At 40.0% G+C, this 18078-nt stretch carries 14 protein-coding genes; 3 read left to right on the top strand and 11 right to left on the bottom strand.

Annotated elements, in window-relative coordinates:
• Window positions 1–24: 24 nt before the first annotated feature.
• The 4 genes from QWZ01_RS05215 to QWZ01_RS05200 form a co-directional block, all read right to left on the bottom strand.
• Window positions 25–3441, bottom strand: a complete 3417-nt coding sequence (locus tag QWZ01_RS05215; protein WP_290322207.1) for an efflux RND transporter permease subunit — start codon at window positions 3439–3441, stop codon at window positions 25–27.
• Window positions 3442–3465: 24 nt separating this feature from the next.
• Window positions 3466–4572, bottom strand: a complete 1107-nt coding sequence (locus tag QWZ01_RS05210; protein ID WP_290322206.1) for an efflux RND transporter periplasmic adaptor subunit — start codon at window positions 4570–4572, stop codon at window positions 3466–3468.
• 33 nt (window positions 4573–4605) lie between these two features.
• Entirely contained in the window at window positions 4606–5955 is a 1350-nt protein-coding gene (locus QWZ01_RS05205) for a TolC family protein (RefSeq protein ID WP_290322205.1), read from the bottom strand.
• Window positions 5956–6033: 78 nt separating this feature from the next.
• The gene (locus tag QWZ01_RS05200) at window positions 6034–6645 is read right to left on the bottom strand and encodes a TetR/AcrR family transcriptional regulator (protein ID WP_290322204.1); all 612 of its coding nucleotides are present in this window, start codon (window positions 6643–6645) and stop codon (window positions 6034–6036) included.
• A 156-nt stretch (window positions 6646–6801) separates the two neighbouring features.
• Between QWZ01_RS05200 and purB the strand changes: the two genes are divergently transcribed.
• Window positions 6802–8148 carry an adenylosuccinate lyase gene (gene purB / locus QWZ01_RS05195; protein ID WP_290322203.1) on the top strand — a complete coding sequence of 449 codons (1347 nt, stop codon included), beginning with the start codon at window positions 6802–6804 and terminating at the stop codon, window positions 8146–8148.
• Window positions 8149–8345: 197 nt separating this feature from the next.
• A complete protein-coding gene (locus QWZ01_RS05190) occupies window positions 8346–8897 on the top strand; it encodes a NifU family protein (protein WP_290322202.1) in 552 nt (183 codons plus the stop codon).
• A gap of 151 nt (window positions 8898–9048) precedes the next feature.
• Here the strand turns inward: QWZ01_RS05190 and QWZ01_RS05185 are convergent, their stop codons facing one another.
• The 7 genes from QWZ01_RS05185 to ppk1 all read right to left on the bottom strand — a co-directional run bounded on the left by QWZ01_RS05185 (window position 9049) and on the right by ppk1 (window position 16992).
• Entirely contained in the window at window positions 9049–9840 is a 792-nt protein-coding gene (locus QWZ01_RS05185; RefSeq protein ID WP_290322201.1) for an inositol monophosphatase family protein, read from the bottom strand.
• Window positions 9806–10291 carry a GtrA family protein gene (locus QWZ01_RS05180; RefSeq protein ID WP_290322200.1) on the bottom strand — a complete coding sequence of 162 codons (486 nt, stop codon included), beginning with the start codon at window positions 10289–10291 and terminating at the stop codon, window positions 9806–9808. The genes QWZ01_RS05185 and QWZ01_RS05180 overlap by 35 nt, the downstream gene beginning before the upstream one ends.
• Window positions 10284–11453, bottom strand: a complete 1170-nt coding sequence (locus QWZ01_RS05175) for a prolipoprotein diacylglyceryl transferase (protein ID WP_290322199.1) — start codon at window positions 11451–11453, stop codon at window positions 10284–10286. The genes QWZ01_RS05180 and QWZ01_RS05175 overlap by 8 nt, the downstream gene beginning before the upstream one ends.
• Before the next feature lie 29 nt (window positions 11454–11482).
• Window positions 11483–12802, bottom strand: a complete 1320-nt coding sequence (gene mtaB / locus QWZ01_RS05170; protein WP_290322198.1) for a tRNA (N(6)-L-threonylcarbamoyladenosine(37)-C(2))-methylthiotransferase MtaB — start codon at window positions 12800–12802, stop codon at window positions 11483–11485.
• A gap of 523 nt (window positions 12803–13325) precedes the next feature.
• Window positions 13326–13895 (bottom strand): UbiX family flavin prenyltransferase, encoded by a 570-nt coding sequence (locus QWZ01_RS05165; protein ID WP_290322197.1) that lies wholly within the window; start codon window positions 13893–13895, stop codon window positions 13326–13328.
• A gap of 173 nt (window positions 13896–14068) precedes the next feature.
• Window positions 14069–14944, bottom strand: coding sequence for a Ppx/GppA phosphatase family protein (locus QWZ01_RS05160; RefSeq protein WP_290322196.1), 876 nt, complete (start codon window positions 14942–14944; stop codon window positions 14069–14071).
• The gene (ppk1, locus tag QWZ01_RS05155) at window positions 14941–16992 is read right to left on the bottom strand and encodes a polyphosphate kinase 1 (protein ID WP_290322195.1); all 2052 of its coding nucleotides are present in this window, start codon (window positions 16990–16992) and stop codon (window positions 14941–14943) included. Before ppk1 ends, QWZ01_RS05160 begins: the two co-directional genes overlap by 4 nt.
• A 578-nt stretch (window positions 16993–17570) precedes the next feature.
• On the opposite strand from ppk1, the gene QWZ01_RS05150 reads away from it, so the two are divergent.
• Window positions 17571–18062 carry a YajQ family cyclic di-GMP-binding protein gene (locus tag QWZ01_RS05150; protein WP_290322194.1) on the top strand — a complete coding sequence of 164 codons (492 nt, stop codon included), beginning with the start codon at window positions 17571–17573 and terminating at the stop codon, window positions 18060–18062.
• Window positions 18063–18078: the final 16 nt, after the last annotated feature.

Genomic DNA, 18078 nt, shown 5'->3' with positions numbered 1-18078 from the left:
TACGGCTTTCTCGTAAAATGTAGATTATACTGTTTCTGTTTCCAATACTTGTTTATGCTCCACTTCTTTTTTACCAAAGAGTTTGGTTTTTAAGTTATAGCGGATGATATACATACAAGGAACCAATATCAGGGTGATAATAGTCGCGAAACCCAGGCCGAAGATCATCGTCCATGCCAATGGGCCCCAGAACGCCACGTTATCACCACCAAAGTGAATATGAGGTTCAAAATGAGTAAACAGCCCCACAAAGTCGATGTTAAAGCCAACAGCCAGCGGAATTAAACCTAATATAGCTGCGGTAGCGGTCAATAATACCGGTGTCATACGGGTATGCCCGGCTTCTACTACGGCATCGTGCAGGTTTGCACCTTGTTCTATCAGCATATCGGTAAACTCAACCAGTAATAGACCGTTTCGCACTACCACACCTGCAAGGGCAATAATACCTACCCCAGTCATTACGATAGACATGGTCATGCCGAAAATACTTACGCCCAGTAAAACACCAATGATACTGAAGAATATCTCGCTGATGATGATGAATGTTTTACCAACCGAGTTAAACTGGATCATCAATATGATCAATATTAACCCGAACGATGTAGCCAATGCACCTAACAGGAAGTTCATAGCCTCCATCTGATCTTCCTGACCACCACCTTGCCTGATGATCACATTATCAGGCTTTTTAAAGTTATTGATAGCCTGTAATATGTTGGCGTTAACTTCATTGGCATTAAACGGTTTTATTACGTTTGAGCCTAGGGTTAACACGCGCCTTTGCTGCTTACGCTTAATATTACTATAGGTGTTGGTATAACGAACATCTGTAAAGGCGGAAATAGGTACCTGGCGTATGGCGCCGCCTGTAGCAAGGTCACGATAGGTGATCTTGATATTTTTAAGTTCATCCAGATTACTGCGCTGGCTTTCCAGTGCACGTACCTTGATTTGATAATCATCTTCCTTGGTATTCCTGAAATCGGCAGCTTTTGCTCCAAATACTGCCGTAGCTAATGCCTGACTGATCTGTGAAGTAGATATACCTTCCCTATTGGCCCTTTCACGGTCAATGTCAAATACAACTTCAGGTTTATCGCTTTGTACGTCGGCAATAAGGCCTTCAATACCCGCTATATTTTGTTTAGCTATGTAGTTTTTCAGTCGGTTACCGGTTGCTACCAGTGTATCCAGATTATCACCGATGATCTCGATACTGATATCCTTTTGTACCGGTGGACCACTGTTTTCCTGGGCTACGGCTATCTTGGCACCAGGGATACCTTGTACTGCTTTTCTGATATTAGCTAATACAACTTTCGTGTCTTTACCATTACGCTTGCCAAATTCCACAAACGCTACGGTTACTTTGCCTTTGTTTTCATAGTCGCCCTGATCTTCATCTGTTGGGTCAGTAACACCTTTGGTAACGTTTGATATTACTGATGATACAATGTCTTTATCGGGCTCAACTACTTCGGCTACACGTTTCTCCACCTTTTTAGTGATCTCATTGGTATAAGCCTGATCGGTACCGATAGGCATCGTTAAATATACGTACACAAAGTTTGGATCGCCGGAAGGGAAAAACTCAACCTTAGGTGAACGGGCCATCATGAACACTATTGTAAGGAAAAACAATACAATGGTACCCATTAATATAATTACAGGCCTGCGCACAGCCTTTTCAAGCACCCGTGCATACCAGTTCTGGAATTTTGGCCAGGCATTCTTCTGAAACCTGTCTATCACCCGTAATAAAAAGAAGTGGTTAAGCAGGTAAAGCACAGTAATTAATACCATAAAATTACCCAAACCAATATTTATTAAATAAGCGATAACGGTGGCGATGCCTAAAAACAGAAGTCCTCTTTTAGTTGACCGGTCAAATTTCGGGTTATCATGTTCGCCATCATGGTGTGGTTTCATAAAATCAACCGCGAAAACCGGATTAATGATATAAGCTACTACCAATGAAGCAAGCAAGGTAATGATCAGCGTGATAGGCAGGAAGAACATAAAGTGTCCAATCAAACTATTCCAGAACGCCAATGGTACAAATGGGGCCAAAGTGGTCATTGTACCGGAAAATACCGGAAGAAACACCTCACCCGCCGCCATTTTGGCCGCTTGTTTGATAGGAACCTTACCATTGGCAAAAATACGGTGTGTATTCTCTATCACCACAATAGCATCATCCACCACAATACCCAGTGCCAGCAGGAACGAGAACAATACAATCATGTTCAGTGTAAACCCTATGGCCGGCATTACCAGGAATGCTATAAAGCAAGATAAAGGAACAGAAAGCGCCACGAATATGGCATTGGTTGTACCCATAAAAAACATCAGGATAACCGTTACCAGGATAAAACCAATGATAATGGTATTAATGAGGTCATTTAAAGTAGTACGTGTTTTGTCAGACTGATCACCGGTTACCACAATATCAAGCCCTTTTGGGAACACTGTTTTTTGTTTAACCTTAATCAGTTCGTTTATCTTGTCTGATGCCTCGATCAAGTTTTCACCCGCTCTTTTACTTACGTTAAGGGTAATAACATTTTTAAAGTTGGGGTTGTCGTTAGTTTTTAACCTCGCGTAACTCTCCTGCTCCAGAAATGAATCTTTAATTTCTGCAATATCCCTTAAATAAACCGCCTGCCCTTTAGGATTACGGATAGCCATCGCAGCTACTTCATCGGCATTTTTAAAATCCTTTTTAATATCAATGCTTCTGCGTACGCCATCAGTTTTTACGGTACCTGCCGATGTCAGAATGTTTTCGTTACCTACAGCCTGGATAATATCATTGAAGCTTACTTGTGCCGATGCCATTTTATTCAAATCAACATTGATCTGAATTTCAGGAGTTAAGGCTCCCACTTCGTCAACCTTTGATATTTCTTTATAACTCTCAATCTCATCTTTTAAGATATCAGCGTATTCTTTTAATTTTTTAAGATCGTAATTGCCTGATATATTGATGTATAAGATAGGAAGATCGGCAACGTTAATATCCGATATTACAGATTCTTTAAGGTTGTTATCATTTTGCGGAAGATCTTGTTTGGCCTTATCTACCGCGTCTTTTACATCAATCTTCGCATCCTTAATGTCAATATTGGCATTAAATTCGGCTGTTATGATGGATACGTTTTGAACCGAGTTAGAGGTTACTTTTTTAAGTCCTTTTAACGATTTCAATTGCTTCTCTATCTGCCTGGTAACCAAATTCTCAATATTTTGAGGCGACTGGCCGGCAAAGGTTGTTGTTACAAACACCTTTGACTGTGCTATATCCGGGAAGTTCTCTTTCGGCAAATTGTTATAACTGATAAGCCCCAGCACCGACACCAAAAATATGAGCACATATATGGCTGTCTTGTTATCAATGGCCCAACTTGAGGGCCCAAATTCTTTGTTCAGATCTTTCATATTAAACAGATCAAGCGTTAATAATTATTTAGCAGACTGTAAAACCTTGATTTTGTCGCCATCCTCAATTTCCGTAGCACCCTCGGTAACCAATTCATCACCGTTTTTCAATCCTGATAATATCTCGGTGTTGCCGCCATACGTAGTGCCTGATTTTACATTCACCTTTTTAGCAGTTCCGTTTTGATTAACGTATACATAATCACCATTTTCTGATTTTAAAATAGATTTAACCGGAACCACAATGGTATTTGCCTTGCTGTAATTTGCTATTTGGATAATAGCGGTCATGTTAGGGCGCAGGCTTTTACGATCTGGTAATCTTATTTCAACACCAAAACTGCGTGATGTTGGGTCGATAACCTTGGCAGCGAAAGTAACCTTGGTAACTAATGAATCTTTAGCATCAGGCACTAATATTTTAACCTCGTTACCTGTATTTACACTTCCCGAGTAAGATTCTGGTACATCGGCTTTTACTTTCAGAATATCGGCGTTTACAACACGTATCCCTGTTTGACCAGGGCTGGCAACCTGGCCTAATTTCAAATCCATTTGGTCAACCGTTCCGGTAATTGGTGAAACGATGCGGTACATGTTAGCCTGCTGCTTTAAAGACGACAATGCCTTTTTACTGCTTTGTAAATTTGTTTGAGCTTGCAGAAACTGTACTTCGGTACCTATTTTCTGATCCCAAAGATTTTTTTGGCGTTGAAATAACTGATCGTTCAAATCAACCTGCGCCTCGCTCTGCGCTATGTTTTGCAGCAACACCTTGTTATCAAGTTGTGCAAGTACTTGTCCCTTGCTTACATGCTGACCTACTTTCGCGTAAAGCGCTGTAATGGTAGCCTGCATCTGAGGGTAAGCAATAACGTTGTCCTGTGCATCAATTTTACCTTGTAACTGTACATAATTGGTAAACTGGGCAGGTTTTATGGCAAGTGTACTTACATCAGTTGTTTTAGCAGAATCGGCTGAACCTACCTCAGCCTGCAGCTTGGTGATCTTTGAATTTAATTCAGCCTGTTGCTTTTTTAATTCGGCAAGCTGGGCAGCTTTATCTTTGGGTTGTTTATTAGAGCAAGCAGCCAAAAAAATGAAAGCCGGTATGTATAATATTTTTTTCATGTGTGTTTTCTGTATTGAAGGTTTGGTGACTGTTTATTTAATGCGGCCGTATGCTTTATCCAGATCAACTTTACTTATTAAAGCATCATAAAGACCTTGTATATATTTATTATCAGCATCTTCCAGTGAAGTTTGAGCCTGAGTAACTTCAATGCTTGAGCCTACCCCCTGCTGATATTTCACTTTTGAAACATGCAATACTTCCTGTGCCAACGTCTGGTTTTGCTTTTGATTATTAAGTGTCTGCAAACCATTTATGTAGGTTATGGTGGCATTGTTCGCCTGTAACTTTAATCCGTTTTTGGCATCTTCCAAATCATTCTGCGATTTCAAAACTGCTATTTTTGATTGCCTAACCTGGTTAATACGTTGCCCGCCGCTAAATATGGGTACATTTAATGTAAGCCCCACATAGCTCTGCGGAAATGTCTTTTTATATAGATTACTAAAGTTATTATCCTGATATGATGACACATAGCTTGCATTGGCACTAAGTGTTGGTAAGAAATGCGACTTTTTCAGCTTCAGATCTAATTCATTAAGCCTTTTACTGGTTTCCAACAAATTATACTCAATACGGTTATGATAAAATGAGGTGTCAGTAGTTAGCTCTGCAACGTTGTCCAGTTGTATATCTTCAAGTTTGTTGCTTAGTGTTAAATTAAATTCAATGGGCATACCCATTTGAAACTTCAAAACCTGATAATTTAAACCAAGCAAGCGAACAGTATTTTCGCGGTTGGTTACCAGGTTATTGTATTGAACTGTGATACGATCAACATCTATCTTTTCAACAAAGCCTTGTTTATTTTGTTGTACAGTTTCATCCAATTGTTGTTTAAGCTGCTTAATATTGGCATCTAAAAGCCTTAACTGCTCATTACTAACTAAAACCTGATAGTAAGCCTTAGTTACCTTAACATTGGTTTCAATACGTGAACGGGTATAATTACGAGTTGAAAGCTCTTTATATGTTTTAGATGCCTTCAAACCTACAAGGTAACTCCCGTCAAAAAGTATTTGACTGGCGTTAACGCCTACGCTTGATTGATACTTAACACCAAACTGCAATGGTACAAATGTACCGGCAGGCTGGCCAAAAAACTCACCAGGTATTAATGTAGTAGGTATTTTTAAATAATCCTGAAAAGAGGCTGATCCATTTACCTGTGGTAAACCTATACCGGTTGTTTCCTTAACTTTATATTCCGCACTCTTGATATCCAGCTTAGCATTTACAACAGAATCCTGGTGCTCATAAGCATAGTTTATACAATCCTGAATACTAAAGTTAAAGGTTTGATTATTGGGCGAGGCATCCTGCGCATAACCTTTAAAGGTTATGGCACAAAGTACTGCAGCCGTAAAAAGTAGATATTTCATTTTATACTGTTGTTGTTTATGCTTTATAATGCTGATTTAAAGATCTTATATGTTGATGACAACCTTATGTCAGCAGTATTATTCATCGTGCTTATTTTGATACTGATTTAAAAGCTTATAACCCTTAAGGGTACAAATGCCATAGTTAAAATGCTCCAAAAACTGCATCTGTACTTTTACAGTGCTAAATTCAGATACCGGAAAAATCTCCGTATTAAACCCAAATTCTATTTGGCTAACACGCATCCTGGCAATTATTTTCACATCAATATCTGTACGGATATAGCCCTGTTTCATCCCCTTTGTTAAAAGTTGCTCCAGCATATTTATCAATACACCGCTCTTGAACTTCAAAAATTCTGTCCATGCTTCGTAATGATATTTTTGGAGATCATGCATCACCGCCGGGTTGATCCTTGATAGCACATCTTCCGAACATTTCATCATGTTAATCATCTCCTCTATCACGTTCTCCGACTTACTGATGATATCCACAATCTGTGCTTCATCCTCTTTCAGTTTTTTCCTTACCGAAGCGGTAACCAGATCATTTTTATCTTTAAAAAACTGGTATATGGTTTTTTTTGACATACCTATATGCTTAGCTATATCATCCATGGTTATACTTTTGATACCAGCCCTTAAAAACAGCTCTTCGCTCCCCTGTATAATTCTCTCTATTTGACTCATTGACTTTCCGAGTCAAAACTAAGGAAACATTTTTTGATTTCAAAGTTTCCAACAAAAAATACAATTACTTAAAAATCTGCCTATTCGTTATCTGCATATCCATGCATCTACAATCTGCACATCTAAATTCTTATCTTTGCCAAAATTTTATAAATCATGACGCTTACTCCTCTTTCTGCAATTTCGCCGGTTGATGGCCGCTACCGCAACACAACTGCCGAACTTGCAAACTATTTTTCTGAATACGCCCTGATCAAATACCGGGTGTTTGTAGAAATAGAATATTTTATAGCATTAGCTCAATATTCATTACCACAACTACAACATTTTGATACAGATCTGTCTGAAAAGTTACGCGACATCTACAGAAATTTCAGTGAGGCAGATGCGGAAAGCATAAAGGAGATAGAAAAAACAACCAATCATGATGTAAAAGCGGTTGAGTATTTTATTAAAAAAGAGTTTGATAAACTGGGTAATCTTGATGAGTTTAAAGAGTTTATTCACTTCGGTCTCACCTCGCAGGATATTAACAATACAGCTATCCCTTATACCTTTAAACTGGCGATCAATGACAGCTACTATCCAGCTATAAATGATCTGGTTAATACTTTAAAGAACTATGCGCAGGAATGGGATCAGGTGCCTATGCTGGCCCATACCCATGGCCAACCTGCATCCCCAACCCGCCTTGGTAAAGAGATACAGGTATTTGTTGAACGTTTAGAAGCTCAATTACAGCTGCTAAAAGCCGTTCCTTATTCTGCTAAGTTTGGTGGAGCTACAGGTAATTTTAATGCTCACAATATCGCTTATCCGGGTAAGGACTGGAAAGTCTTTGGTAACCATTTCGTTAATGAGGTTTTGGGTCTTAACCGCTCGCAATTTACAACCCAGATTGAGCATTATGACAACTTTGCCGCCCAATGTGATGCTTTGAAAAGGGTAAATAATATCCTGATCGATTTAGACAGGGATATGTGGACATATATCTCCATGAACTACTTTAAGCAGAAAATAAAAGCCGGCGAAGTTGGTTCATCTGCCATGCCGCACAAGGTAAACCCTATTGACTTTGAAAACTCAGAGGGTAACCTGGGTATTGCCAATGCCTTATTTGAGCACCTGGCTGCTAAATTGCCTGTTTCCAGGTTACAACGTGACCTTACCGACTCTACCGTGTTAAGAAACATTGGCGTACCGATGGCGCATACCTTGATAGCTATTAAATCAACCATAAAAGGTTTAAATAAGTTATTGTTGAACAAGGATGCTATCAATGCCGATCTGGAAGCTAACTGGCCGGTTGTTGCCGAGGCGATACAAACCATTTTAAGGCGTGAAGGCTATCCAAATCCTTACGAGGCATTAAAAGACTTAACCCGTACCAATCAACAAATTAACGGACATACAATAGCAGCCTTTGTTGATACGTTAAATATAAGCGACGAAATAAAACAGGAGTTAAAGCAAATAACTCCTTTGAATTATACAGGTATTTGATGGTAAATGTGCGGATTTCGGATGTGTGGATGTGAAGATAGTACTTATTTAATTTGACCAATCATCTGCACATCCACACATCCGAAATCCGCACATCCACATACATCTATCATTTACGTGTCATAACTAATTAATAGCTACCTTTAAATCAAAAAGCTGTCTAAATTTGTTAATTAGATCTATTAAAAATAGCAGAAATGAATATCAACGTATATACAGAATCAACTCCCAACCCGGCAACTATGAAGTTCATAGTGAACAAGTTGCTTTTAAATGGCAGTGCCGATTACCCTACAAAGGAAAGTGCCGAAAAATCGCCCTTTGCTAAAGAATTGTATAAATTCTCGTTTGTTAACGGTGTTTTTTTTGCCAGTAATTTTGTTACCATCACTAAAACTGAAGGTAGCGACTGGGCCGATGTTGAACCTATTATGAAGGAGTTTGTAAAAGGCGCTGTTGAATCTGAATTGAAGATACAATTAGAAGAAGAAGCTGCCGACGTAAACTTTGAAGGTTCAGAAACAGAAGTAAAAATACAGCAGATATTGCATGATTACGTTCGTCCGGCTGTTGAGCAGGATGGTGGCGCTATTTCATATCGTTCATTCAATGAAGGTGTTGTTACTGTTGAACTGCGTGGTTCATGCAGCGGTTGCCCTTCATCAACTGTTACCCTGAAAGCCGGTATAGAAAACCTGCTTAAACGCATGGTGCCTGAAGTTACCGAAGTGGTATCAGAAGCTTTATAAGATATATTGACACTAATGCCTCGAATTTACTCGAAAGGCACTAATGAATACATGAAAAAGGCGTTAATTTGATTAGCGCCTTTTTTAATTCGTGTAATTCGATATATATATATATATATATATATATATATATATATAGTGTAACTCGTGTCTATTTGAAATACTTCTGTACTGTGGATAAAAGCTCAGCAGTAATTAACCCGTTAGTGGCCAGTAGTTCCCTGGTTTCAATAACCTCGGCGCCTCCTTTAAAATTAACAATATCCCCTCCTGCCTGCTTTACAATGACTATTCCGCCTGCTATATCCCAGGCGTTCAGATTATATTCGTAAAATGCATCAAACCTACCGCAGGCGGTATAAGCCAAATCAACCGCTGCGGAGCCTATGCGGCGTAAGCCGTGACAGCTTCTCATCAGCTCGGTAAACAATTCTATATAAGTAGCTTGTTTGGTAAAATCGTAATACGGGAAACCTGTAGCGATCAGGCTATCGGCAATGGTTTTATTTTTACTTACCCTGATCTCTTTCCCATTCAGGTATGCAGGGGTATCTTTCGAAGCGTAGAAACATTCATCCTGGTTAATTTCATATACTACACCTAAAACCAGTTCGTCATACTCTTTTAGAGCAATACTAACAGAAAACGCGGGCAGGCCATGTATAAAATTGGTGGTACCATCCAATGGATCAATGATCCAGTTATATCTTTCACCTAAAATGATAGTGGTTTTTTCTTCGGTGATAAAGCCCGCTTCGGGTAATATTTTGCGAAGACCATCCACAATGACCTTCTCGGCATTTTTATCAACGTACGATACCAGGTCGTTCAGCCCTTTGTATTCTATTTTATCCGGATCAAAGGTTTTACGTTCCTGTCTGATGAAATCGCCTGCCTGTTTGGCTACTTCAGTTACCTGGTTGGTTATTTTTATGAGTTCCATGATGCCTTAATGATAAGCTGAATGAAAATGCCTTATGTATAAAAAAACTCGCGAAAAATAAGCTTAATGCAGCTCCTATCCTTGCTACCGGCGGGTATATACCAAAGTTTTGTATCAGTATTTTGATCACTGCTAAATTGGCAAAAAAACCAATACAGGCTACTGATGCAAAACGTATAAATTGCTTATATGCAGAAAGTTTTGACTCGGTAAAAACCAAATACCGGGTGATCAGGAAATTAACGATAACACCCATACAAAACGATATTGCGAGCGATAAAGTAGAATTACGAACCGTAAATGAAAATATCTGGTAGGTATGCTGTACCAGCAGGTTATGATAAAACAAATAAAAGGCCGATATATCTACCAAAAAACCTGCACCTGCCGAAATTACAAACCTGAATACCTGGTTCTTCAATAGTTTATGGGTTGGTTTGCTATTAGCCATGCTTTACGGTAGCTGTTTTTTTATCCTTGTTAAGCCCGTTTAAAATTAAAACAGTTCCGCCAACAACCATTAACAACGATATAAACTCAGCCTGGGTAAAGCTAATGCCAGCTACGTGATATTTTGTATTTACACGTATCAGTTCAATAAAAAAGCGTTCAACACCTGCCAGTATCATGTATATACCAAACATTACGCCTGCCGGTTTAATGCGGTCACGTATACTCCATAAAAACCAGAACAGTAATGAACAAACTATCAGTTCATAAAATGATGTAGGGAAAACCGGGTATTGCAGCTCATGACAAAATTTACCTATACAACCCGGAATAGCAACACCCTCATCATTTACATTATGCGGAAATTTAAATGACCAAACCCAATCCGGAGCCCAGCTTAACCAGCCTGGTTTTGGCTCAGTATTGGTTATGCCCCAATCACCGTCACCTGACATCTGGCAGCCAATACGGCCTACCGCGTAAGCCAGCATCATACCTGGGCCGCCGATATCCAGCATGTCCAACGGTTTAATATCGTGCTTATTGGCAATATAAAGTACCGCGGCGCCTCCGCATATCAAACCGCCGTAAAAGGTAAGTCCGCTAAAGCCGATGAGCATCCCTACCGGGTCTTTCATAAACTCGCCCCAGTTTTCCAAGGCATTAAACAACTTAGCACCTGCAAAGCCAAATATAGCGGCCCATAGCAAAATGCTGCCCATGAGCTCATACGGGTGTACGGTTACTTCTTTATTTACCGGTTTAGCTTGCTTTTGCTTTTCACCTTCATAATAGGCCCAATAAGCAAATGCTGCTGCACCTATGATACCGCCTAACCAGCTGCCGCGTAATGATAGCAGAAAATCCTGAGGATTATCCAGCAGTGCATGGTAGTTCAGCACACAGTCAACCAGTTTGTAACCTAAAACAAAACCGAACACACCATTACCCACCAGTTCATTAACCGATGCCGGGTTACCAACTGTTATTGTTTTTTTAAAAGAATGGATTATACCTAATTTTTCTTTCCGCTTAAATTCCTCTGTAAAAGCCCAGTAGGCCCCCATAAAAGCTATGGCTACAAAAAAGCCGAAAGTTTGTACGGGCAAGGGGATATTTATACCAAAAAGATACTGTAGAAGCGATGTAATGGTTGGAAACATAGGTTTTAGTTTAAAGCGAAGATAGTATTTTAATGCACCAATATTTCTTCGCTTTCTGTTATATCCACATCACCGTCAGGTGAAATGTTTGTTAAGTGAACAGTTTTAAGTTCGTTGATCAATACGGGATCATACTTGGTTCGTACCTTTACGTAGTTACGTGTAAAACCATGCATAAAGCCTTCTTTTATATCTCCCTCAAACAAAACCTCTTCGGTTTTACCAAGCTGACTTTCATAAAATGCCCTGCGTTTCTTGTCAGACAGGATATGCAGCATTTTGCTCCGCTCGCCCCGGGCCGATCCGGGTACCGCGCCGGTCATTTGACTGGCCAGTGTATTTTCCCTTTCTGAGTAGGTAAATACATGCAGGTATGAAACGTTCAGGTCGTTTAAAAAATTATAGGTCTCAATAAAATCTTCCCTTGTTTCGCCTGGGAAACCTACTATAACATCTACCCCGATACAGCAGTTGGGCATCAGTTCCTTTATTTTGGCCACCCGGTTCACATACAGATCGCGTTTATAGCGGCGGCGCATTAAACCCAGTATTTTATCAGAGCCTGATTGCAGCGGGATGTGAAAATGAGGCACAAAACGTTTTGAAGCTGCTACAAATGCAATGATCTCATCGGTAAGCAAGTTTGGTTCTATTGATGAAATACGGAAGCGATCTATCCCTTCTACCTCATCCAGTGCTTTTACCAGGTCAAAGAATTTATCTTCCCTGTTGCCATTTCGGATACCAAAATCGCCCAGGTTTACGCCTGTGAGTACAATTTCTTTTACGCCTGATGCAGCTATTTGCCTGGCCTGCTCCAATACATTTTCAATGGTATCGCTGCGACTGCTGCCACGTGCCAGCGGTATGGTACAAAATGTACACGAATAATCGCAGCCGTCCTGAACTTTTAGGAAGGTGCGGGTACGATCGCCAAATGAATAGGCAGGTATAAATTCGTTTGCTTCAGATACCGGTTGATTATAAACCACGGCCTTAGGTTTCTTGGTAAGGTCGGTGATATGATCAATGATCTGAAACTTTTCGGCGGCGCCTAAAACCATGTCTACACCAGGTATTTCGGCTATTTCCTGTGGCTTTAGCTGTGCGTAACAACCTACAATGGTTACGTAAGCGTTCGGCGAGATCTTGAGTGCTTCCTTAACTATCTTTTTACACTTTTTATCTGCGTTTTCGGTAACCGAACAGGTGTTGATCACAAAAACGTCAGGGGTATTCGTAAACTCAACCGTATCATAGCCAGCCTGGTTAAACAACCTGCCTATTGACGATGTTTCCGAATAGTTGAGCTTACAGCCCAATGTATAAAAAGCTACTTTCTTATTCATGTTTAAGGCGGCAAAGATAACAATTATTGAATTAAGGTACTAAGCCTTGCAATATTGTGACATTTACTCAATTAAACTACGGCTTGTTCGAGCTTAAAAGTGGTGTCCGAAATACTTTTTAAAATCAAATTTTAACATAAAACGCGTTATAAATTGATCAAAAATTGGCCAAAAAACTCAAAAATCTTGCTTAAAATTCAGTTTTAATACTTTTCAATACGTTTTGAGCTACATTTTTTAACTTTAAAAAGCCATAACTAACTCAATTACAATATACTACCAAAGAATAAGGCGATTTTCCATTTCTTTCCGGCTTGCCCGGTTAGCAAAACAGTCCGGCTTTTCTGGTGCTCAGAAAGGCCGGACTGTTTTGATATGTACAAATATACGGAATTTAAGGTTGCTCTTAAATTGGGCTTTTAAGATGTATATTAAAAACAAAGTAGAAACACCCCCCTACACCCCTCTCCAGAGGGGAATCGCACTTAGCCTTTGCTTGTTAATACTAATCTCTATTCCGAAATCAATTATCCTCTTCGCTCCAGCGGTAGCTTTGGTGTTCAAGACCTATGAGGTCGATAACGCGATTAACTACGGTCATGGCCAATTCTTCGATGGTTTTGGGTTTGCTGTAGTATGATGGGATGGCGGGGCAAATGATTCCTCCTGCCTGCGTCACGGTTTCCATATTGCGGATATGGATGAGGTTGAGCGGTGTATCGCGCGCTACCAGGATCAGTTTGCGGCGTTCTTTTAATATCACATCAGCCGAACGGGTTATCAGATCATCGGATATTCCGCCTGCTATGCGTCCCAGTGTACCCATAGAGCATGGCACAACCACCATGGTATCAAACCTGGCCGAGCCTGATGCAAACGGAGCCATGAAATCATTTTTGGTGTAAAATTGATAATCATAATCGTTAAAATGATCATTTTCGAGCTCAAAACGCCACACATCTTTGGCATTGTCTGACATTACAACGGCCACTTCGGCTATCTGATCTTTTAACTCATGCAACTTTTTCAGCAGCAGGTGGGCATAAATAGAGCCGCTGGCACCCGTAATCGCAACTACAATCTTCTTCTTCATGATTAATTAATCAACCCCATCACACAAAAGTACGGGCATAAAAAAGGGTCGAATAACTTGTACCCGACCCTACATCTACCTATGAAAAACATGCCCTTGAGAGGGCAATACAAATGTAATAACAGTTTTTTGATTATTAAACAAATTTGTAAAAATAATTTTACGTTAAATTTTTATAAATTCTTCTCTATGAGCAGCTGAATTATACCGTCAACCATACCTACACGGGGTACATAAATGCTTTTAATACCCGCGTTTTTCATCACGGTAAGGTATATTTCACATGCCGGGATAATCACATCGGCGCGGTCCTGGTTCAGACCCAATACGTTGATACGATCTTTCAGGGAGAAGGAAGTTAGGTAAGTATATAGCGATTTAAGCTTTACAAAGCTCATCGGCGCATCGTTCTCTTCCTCAGACAAGCGGTATAACTTATTGATATTGCCGCCGGTACCAATGCCCGACAGCTGTTTAAACCCGCGGGTATGCTCGCGTATAAAATCTTTCATCTCGTTCCAGGTTTCTTCAGAGTCCTGGTTATCCAGTATCCTGATGGTACCGATATTGAATGATTTTGAGGCCATTATCTGGCCGCTTGAAAACAAAGAAAGCTCAGTACTGCCGCCGCCCACATCTACATACAGATAATTCTTACTCTTATCAATATTTTGATCGGCATGGCTGGCGTAAATAACTTTGGCTTCTTTGGAACCATGAATAATCTCAAGGTCAATCCCGGCTTCTTCTTTGATCTGGGCAGCTACCTCTTCCCCATTCTTAGCTTCGCGCATGGCCGATGTAGCATAGGCCAGATAATCAGTTACCTTATATACATCCATCAGGTTCCTGAAGGCTTGCATGGATTTTAACAGGTCGCTTTTTTTCTTATCAGAAATATGCTGTTGAATAAATGCATCGTCGCCTAAACGTAACGGAACCCTGATCAATGTGTTTTTTTTAAAGGAAACCGAACCATTATTTTCAATAATGTCGGCTATCAGCAGCCTTACTGCATTTGAGCCAATATCTATAGCGGCGTATCTCAATTTGGGTTAGTTTTATTTTTAAGGTAGTTATATATTTCTATCTGCGCCCTGTGGCTGGTGGCAGAGCTGGTTTTGTGATATTTGTTATTATTGGCGCTGTTAATTTCCCTGGCCTTGGTATTATCATTCAGTTGTATATTGATCATCTCCCTCACTTCACTACGCAAACGCCCATCCAGTACCGGGAAGCCCACTTCAACCCTGTTATCAATATTTCGAGTCATAAAATCGGCCGAGGTCAGATAAATAAGCTCATTACCACCATTGCAATAAATGTGGACACGGGCATGCTCCAGATATTTATCTACAATGCTTATTACTTCAATATTTTCACTAAAGCCTTTTATTCCTGGCACCAGGCAGCACATACCACGAATGATCATTTTGATCTTTACGCCGGCATTACTGGCTTGGTAAAGTTTATTGATCAGCTCCTCATCGGCCAGGCTGTTCATTTTTAATATCATATACGCCTTTTTACCGGCTTTGGCGTTCTTTATTTCAGTATCAATGAGCCTATAAATGGCCGGCCGCGAATCAATAGGTGATACAATGAGCGTTTTTAAGCCTTTGGGCAACACATTTCTTTTCAATGCCCTGAATACCACGGCGAGGTCATCCGTTATTTTTTTATTAGCGGTGAATAAGGTATGATCGGCATAAATTTTAGCCGTTTTTTCATTAAAGTTCCCGGTTGATAAGCAGGCATAGTTCACTATCTTCTGTTTCTCTAACCTGCTAACCAAACATATTTTGGAATGCACCTTGTACCCGGCTATACCGTAAAGTACGTTAACGCCCTCCTCTTCAAGCCGATTGCTCCAAAAAATATTGTTTTGCTCATCAAAACGGGCACGCAGTTCGACCAGGCAGTTCACTCTTTTTCCGTTTTTGGCTGCATTTACCAGGGCGTGTACAATTCTTGAATTTTCGGCCAGGCGGTATACAGCTATGCTGATTTCCTTTACTTTAGGATCGATAGCCGCCTCACGCAAAAAGTGGATGATATAATCATATGATTGATAAGGCGTACTAACCAGATAATCCTTCTTAGCTATTAATCCAATTAAGCTTTTTCCAAAAGAAAGATCTTCGACGGGCAATGGCGGATATTTAACAAACTCCAGCTCGGGGCTGCCTACATTTGGAAATGAGATGAAATTTTTAAAGTTATGATACCTGTTACCCGGAATTAAACTTTCGCCATGTAACCCCATTTTACCTACCAGGTATTTGAGCATATCCATTGGCATTTCGGTATCATACAGTAAGCGCATGGGTGTACCTTTTTTACGCTTTTGCAGGCTTTTTGACAAGGCATCAATAAATTTGCCGCTCACTTCCTTATCCAGGTCAAGCTCGGCATCGCGGGTCAGCTGCAACGAGTAAGCCTCAATGTTGTCATGATCAAAAATGAAGAAGATATCCTCTAAACTATACCTGATAATATCATCCAGCAGGATAATGAATTTCAGGTTATTGGTTTCGGGAAGTACAATGAACCTTGAAAGGTTATCAGGAAATTCAATAAGCGCAAACCTTGATTTTTTATTTTTGGTGAGCTTTACAAAAAAGTAAATAGCCCTGTCGCGCAGCTCTGGCAGCGGCAAACTATCATTAAGCATGATAGGCACCAGTGTTGCCAGGAGTTTTTCCCTGAAGTAGTTTTTAACGAAGGCACCCCGAGTTACGTTAAGCTGTTTATCATTCAGGATAAATATTTTCTCTTCGGCAAGCTCCTTTACAATGATGTTTTCGTAAAGGTTATTGAACTTACGCTCCTGCTTTACAACAATATTTTTGATTTGATTGAGCAGTTTTTTAGGGTTAAAACCTAAAAGCTCCTTTGATTTTTCGTTAAGTGCGGCCAGCCTGCTCATAGTAGCCACCCTTACACGATAAAACTCATCAAGGTTGGATGAAAATATGGCTAAAAATCTTACACGCTCAATTAGCGGAACAGTTGGATCGGCAGCTTCCTGCAAAACTCTGTCGTTAAAATATAACCAACTTATTTCTCTGTTTATTAAGGGAACCTGTTTATCCATATACATTGCCCCACTGGGGTCCGCTTTTACAAAACTGCTTATTTATTTGTTAAGTTAATATTAACTCATCAGTAATTAACCAGTTTTTATTCATTATTATTTATTACACTAAGTAAACAAAAGAGTCATATTATGTAGCCTCACCCTGCATGCCCAAAATTAATAGCCCATGAAAAGGCAGAATTATAGAAATTGCCTGGCATACAAAAGACTCACCCGGTCTACGCTTCGCCGGACCGCCCTCTCTTCGCCTGCGGCGGAAAGAGGGGATTGCAAAATTGATAAAGGGGAAAAGAAAATTCCCCAACCCTCTTTACGGCGAAGCCATAGAGAGGGTCGACAAGCGTAGCGATGTCGGGGTGAGTCGATAAAAGACCTGATTTGATGCAACGGCCTCTTGATGGGCTATTACTCTCCAAAGAAGAGGGTTATAAGAGTAATATTCAAGAGCGAAGTTCAAGTCCTCTCCTTTGGAGAGGATTTAGGTGAGGCCTACCCTTACAACAAATTAATTGAACAGGTTTCATAAATCTTTTATAATACCTTAGTTTTGTAAACATTTATAAACCCATTTACTTATGCCAACATTTGATATTGTAAGCAAGATAGACGGACAAACTCTTGACAACGCCATAAACACCGCAAAAAAGGAAATATTGAACCGTTATGATTTTAACGATTCAAAAAGTACTATCGACCTGGATAAGAAAACCAACGAAATAACCATTGTTACTGAAAACGATATGCGTTTAAAGGCCATACAGGATTCTATCATCAGCCGTATGGTTAAACAACACCTTGATTCAAGCGCGCTTGATTTTGGTAAAGATCAATATGCATCAGGAAGTATGATACGCAAGGAGATCAAGGTTAAAGAAGGCATTGACAAGGAAGTTGCCAAAAAGATAGTTAAAAAGATAAAAGACAGCGGTCTTAAAGTGCAAGCCTCTATTATGGATGATCAAGTTCGTGTACAAGGCAAAAAGATAGACGATCTGCAAGCCGTGATCAGCCTGTGCCGTGCCGAAAACTTTGGCCAGCCCCTGCAGTATATTAATATGAGAGACTAAAAAAAGAGACGCATGT

The organism is Mucilaginibacter aquaedulcis (assembly GCF_030409325.1).
GTDB classification, from domain to species: domain Bacteria; phylum Bacteroidota; class Bacteroidia; order Sphingobacteriales; family Sphingobacteriaceae; genus Mucilaginibacter; species Mucilaginibacter aquaedulcis.
The sequence above is the reverse complement of the archived record's forward strand: the minus strand, read 5'-3'. Positions and strand labels throughout refer to the sequence as shown.

Bases quoted from the DNA above. Each gene is read 5' to 3' on its own strand.
- QWZ01_RS05150 (WP_290322194.1), top strand. From the start codon at position 17,571: ATGCCAACATTTGATATTGTAAGCAAGATAGACGGACAAACTCTTGAC.
- mtaB (WP_290322198.1), bottom strand. From the start codon at position 12,802: ATGAATAAGAAAGTAGCTTTTTATACATTGGGCTGTAAGCTCAACTAT.
- QWZ01_RS05200 (WP_290322204.1), bottom strand. From the start codon at position 6,645: ATGAGTCAAATAGAGAGAATTATACAGGGGAGCGAAGAGCTGTTTTTA.
- QWZ01_RS05175 (WP_290322199.1), bottom strand. From the start codon at position 11,453: ATGTTTCCAACCATTACATCGCTTCTACAGTATCTTTTTGGTATAAAT.
- ppk1 (WP_290322195.1), bottom strand. From the start codon at position 16,992: ATGGATAAACAGGTTCCCTTAATAAACAGAGAAATAAGTTGGTTATAT.
- QWZ01_RS05180 (WP_290322200.1), bottom strand. From the start codon at position 10,291: ATGGCTAATAGCAAACCAACCCATAAACTATTGAAGAACCAGGTATTC.
- QWZ01_RS05210 (WP_290322206.1), bottom strand. From the start codon at position 4,572: ATGAAAAAAATATTATACATACCGGCTTTCATTTTTTTGGCTGCTTGC.
- QWZ01_RS05185 (WP_290322201.1), bottom strand. From the start codon at position 9,840: ATGGAACTCATAAAAATAACCAACCAGGTAACTGAAGTAGCCAAACAG.
- QWZ01_RS05205 (WP_290322205.1), bottom strand. From the start codon at position 5,955: ATGAAATATCTACTTTTTACGGCTGCAGTACTTTGTGCCATAACCTTT.
- QWZ01_RS05215 (WP_290322207.1), bottom strand. From the start codon at position 3,441: ATGAAAGATCTGAACAAAGAATTTGGGCCCTCAAGTTGGGCCATTGAT.
- QWZ01_RS05165 (WP_290322197.1), bottom strand. From the start codon at position 13,895: ATGAAGAAGAAGATTGTAGTTGCGATTACGGGTGCCAGCGGCTCTATT.
- purB (WP_290322203.1), top strand. From the start codon at position 6,802: ATGACGCTTACTCCTCTTTCTGCAATTTCGCCGGTTGATGGCCGCTAC.
- QWZ01_RS05190 (WP_290322202.1), top strand. From the start codon at position 8,346: ATGAATATCAACGTATATACAGAATCAACTCCCAACCCGGCAACTATG.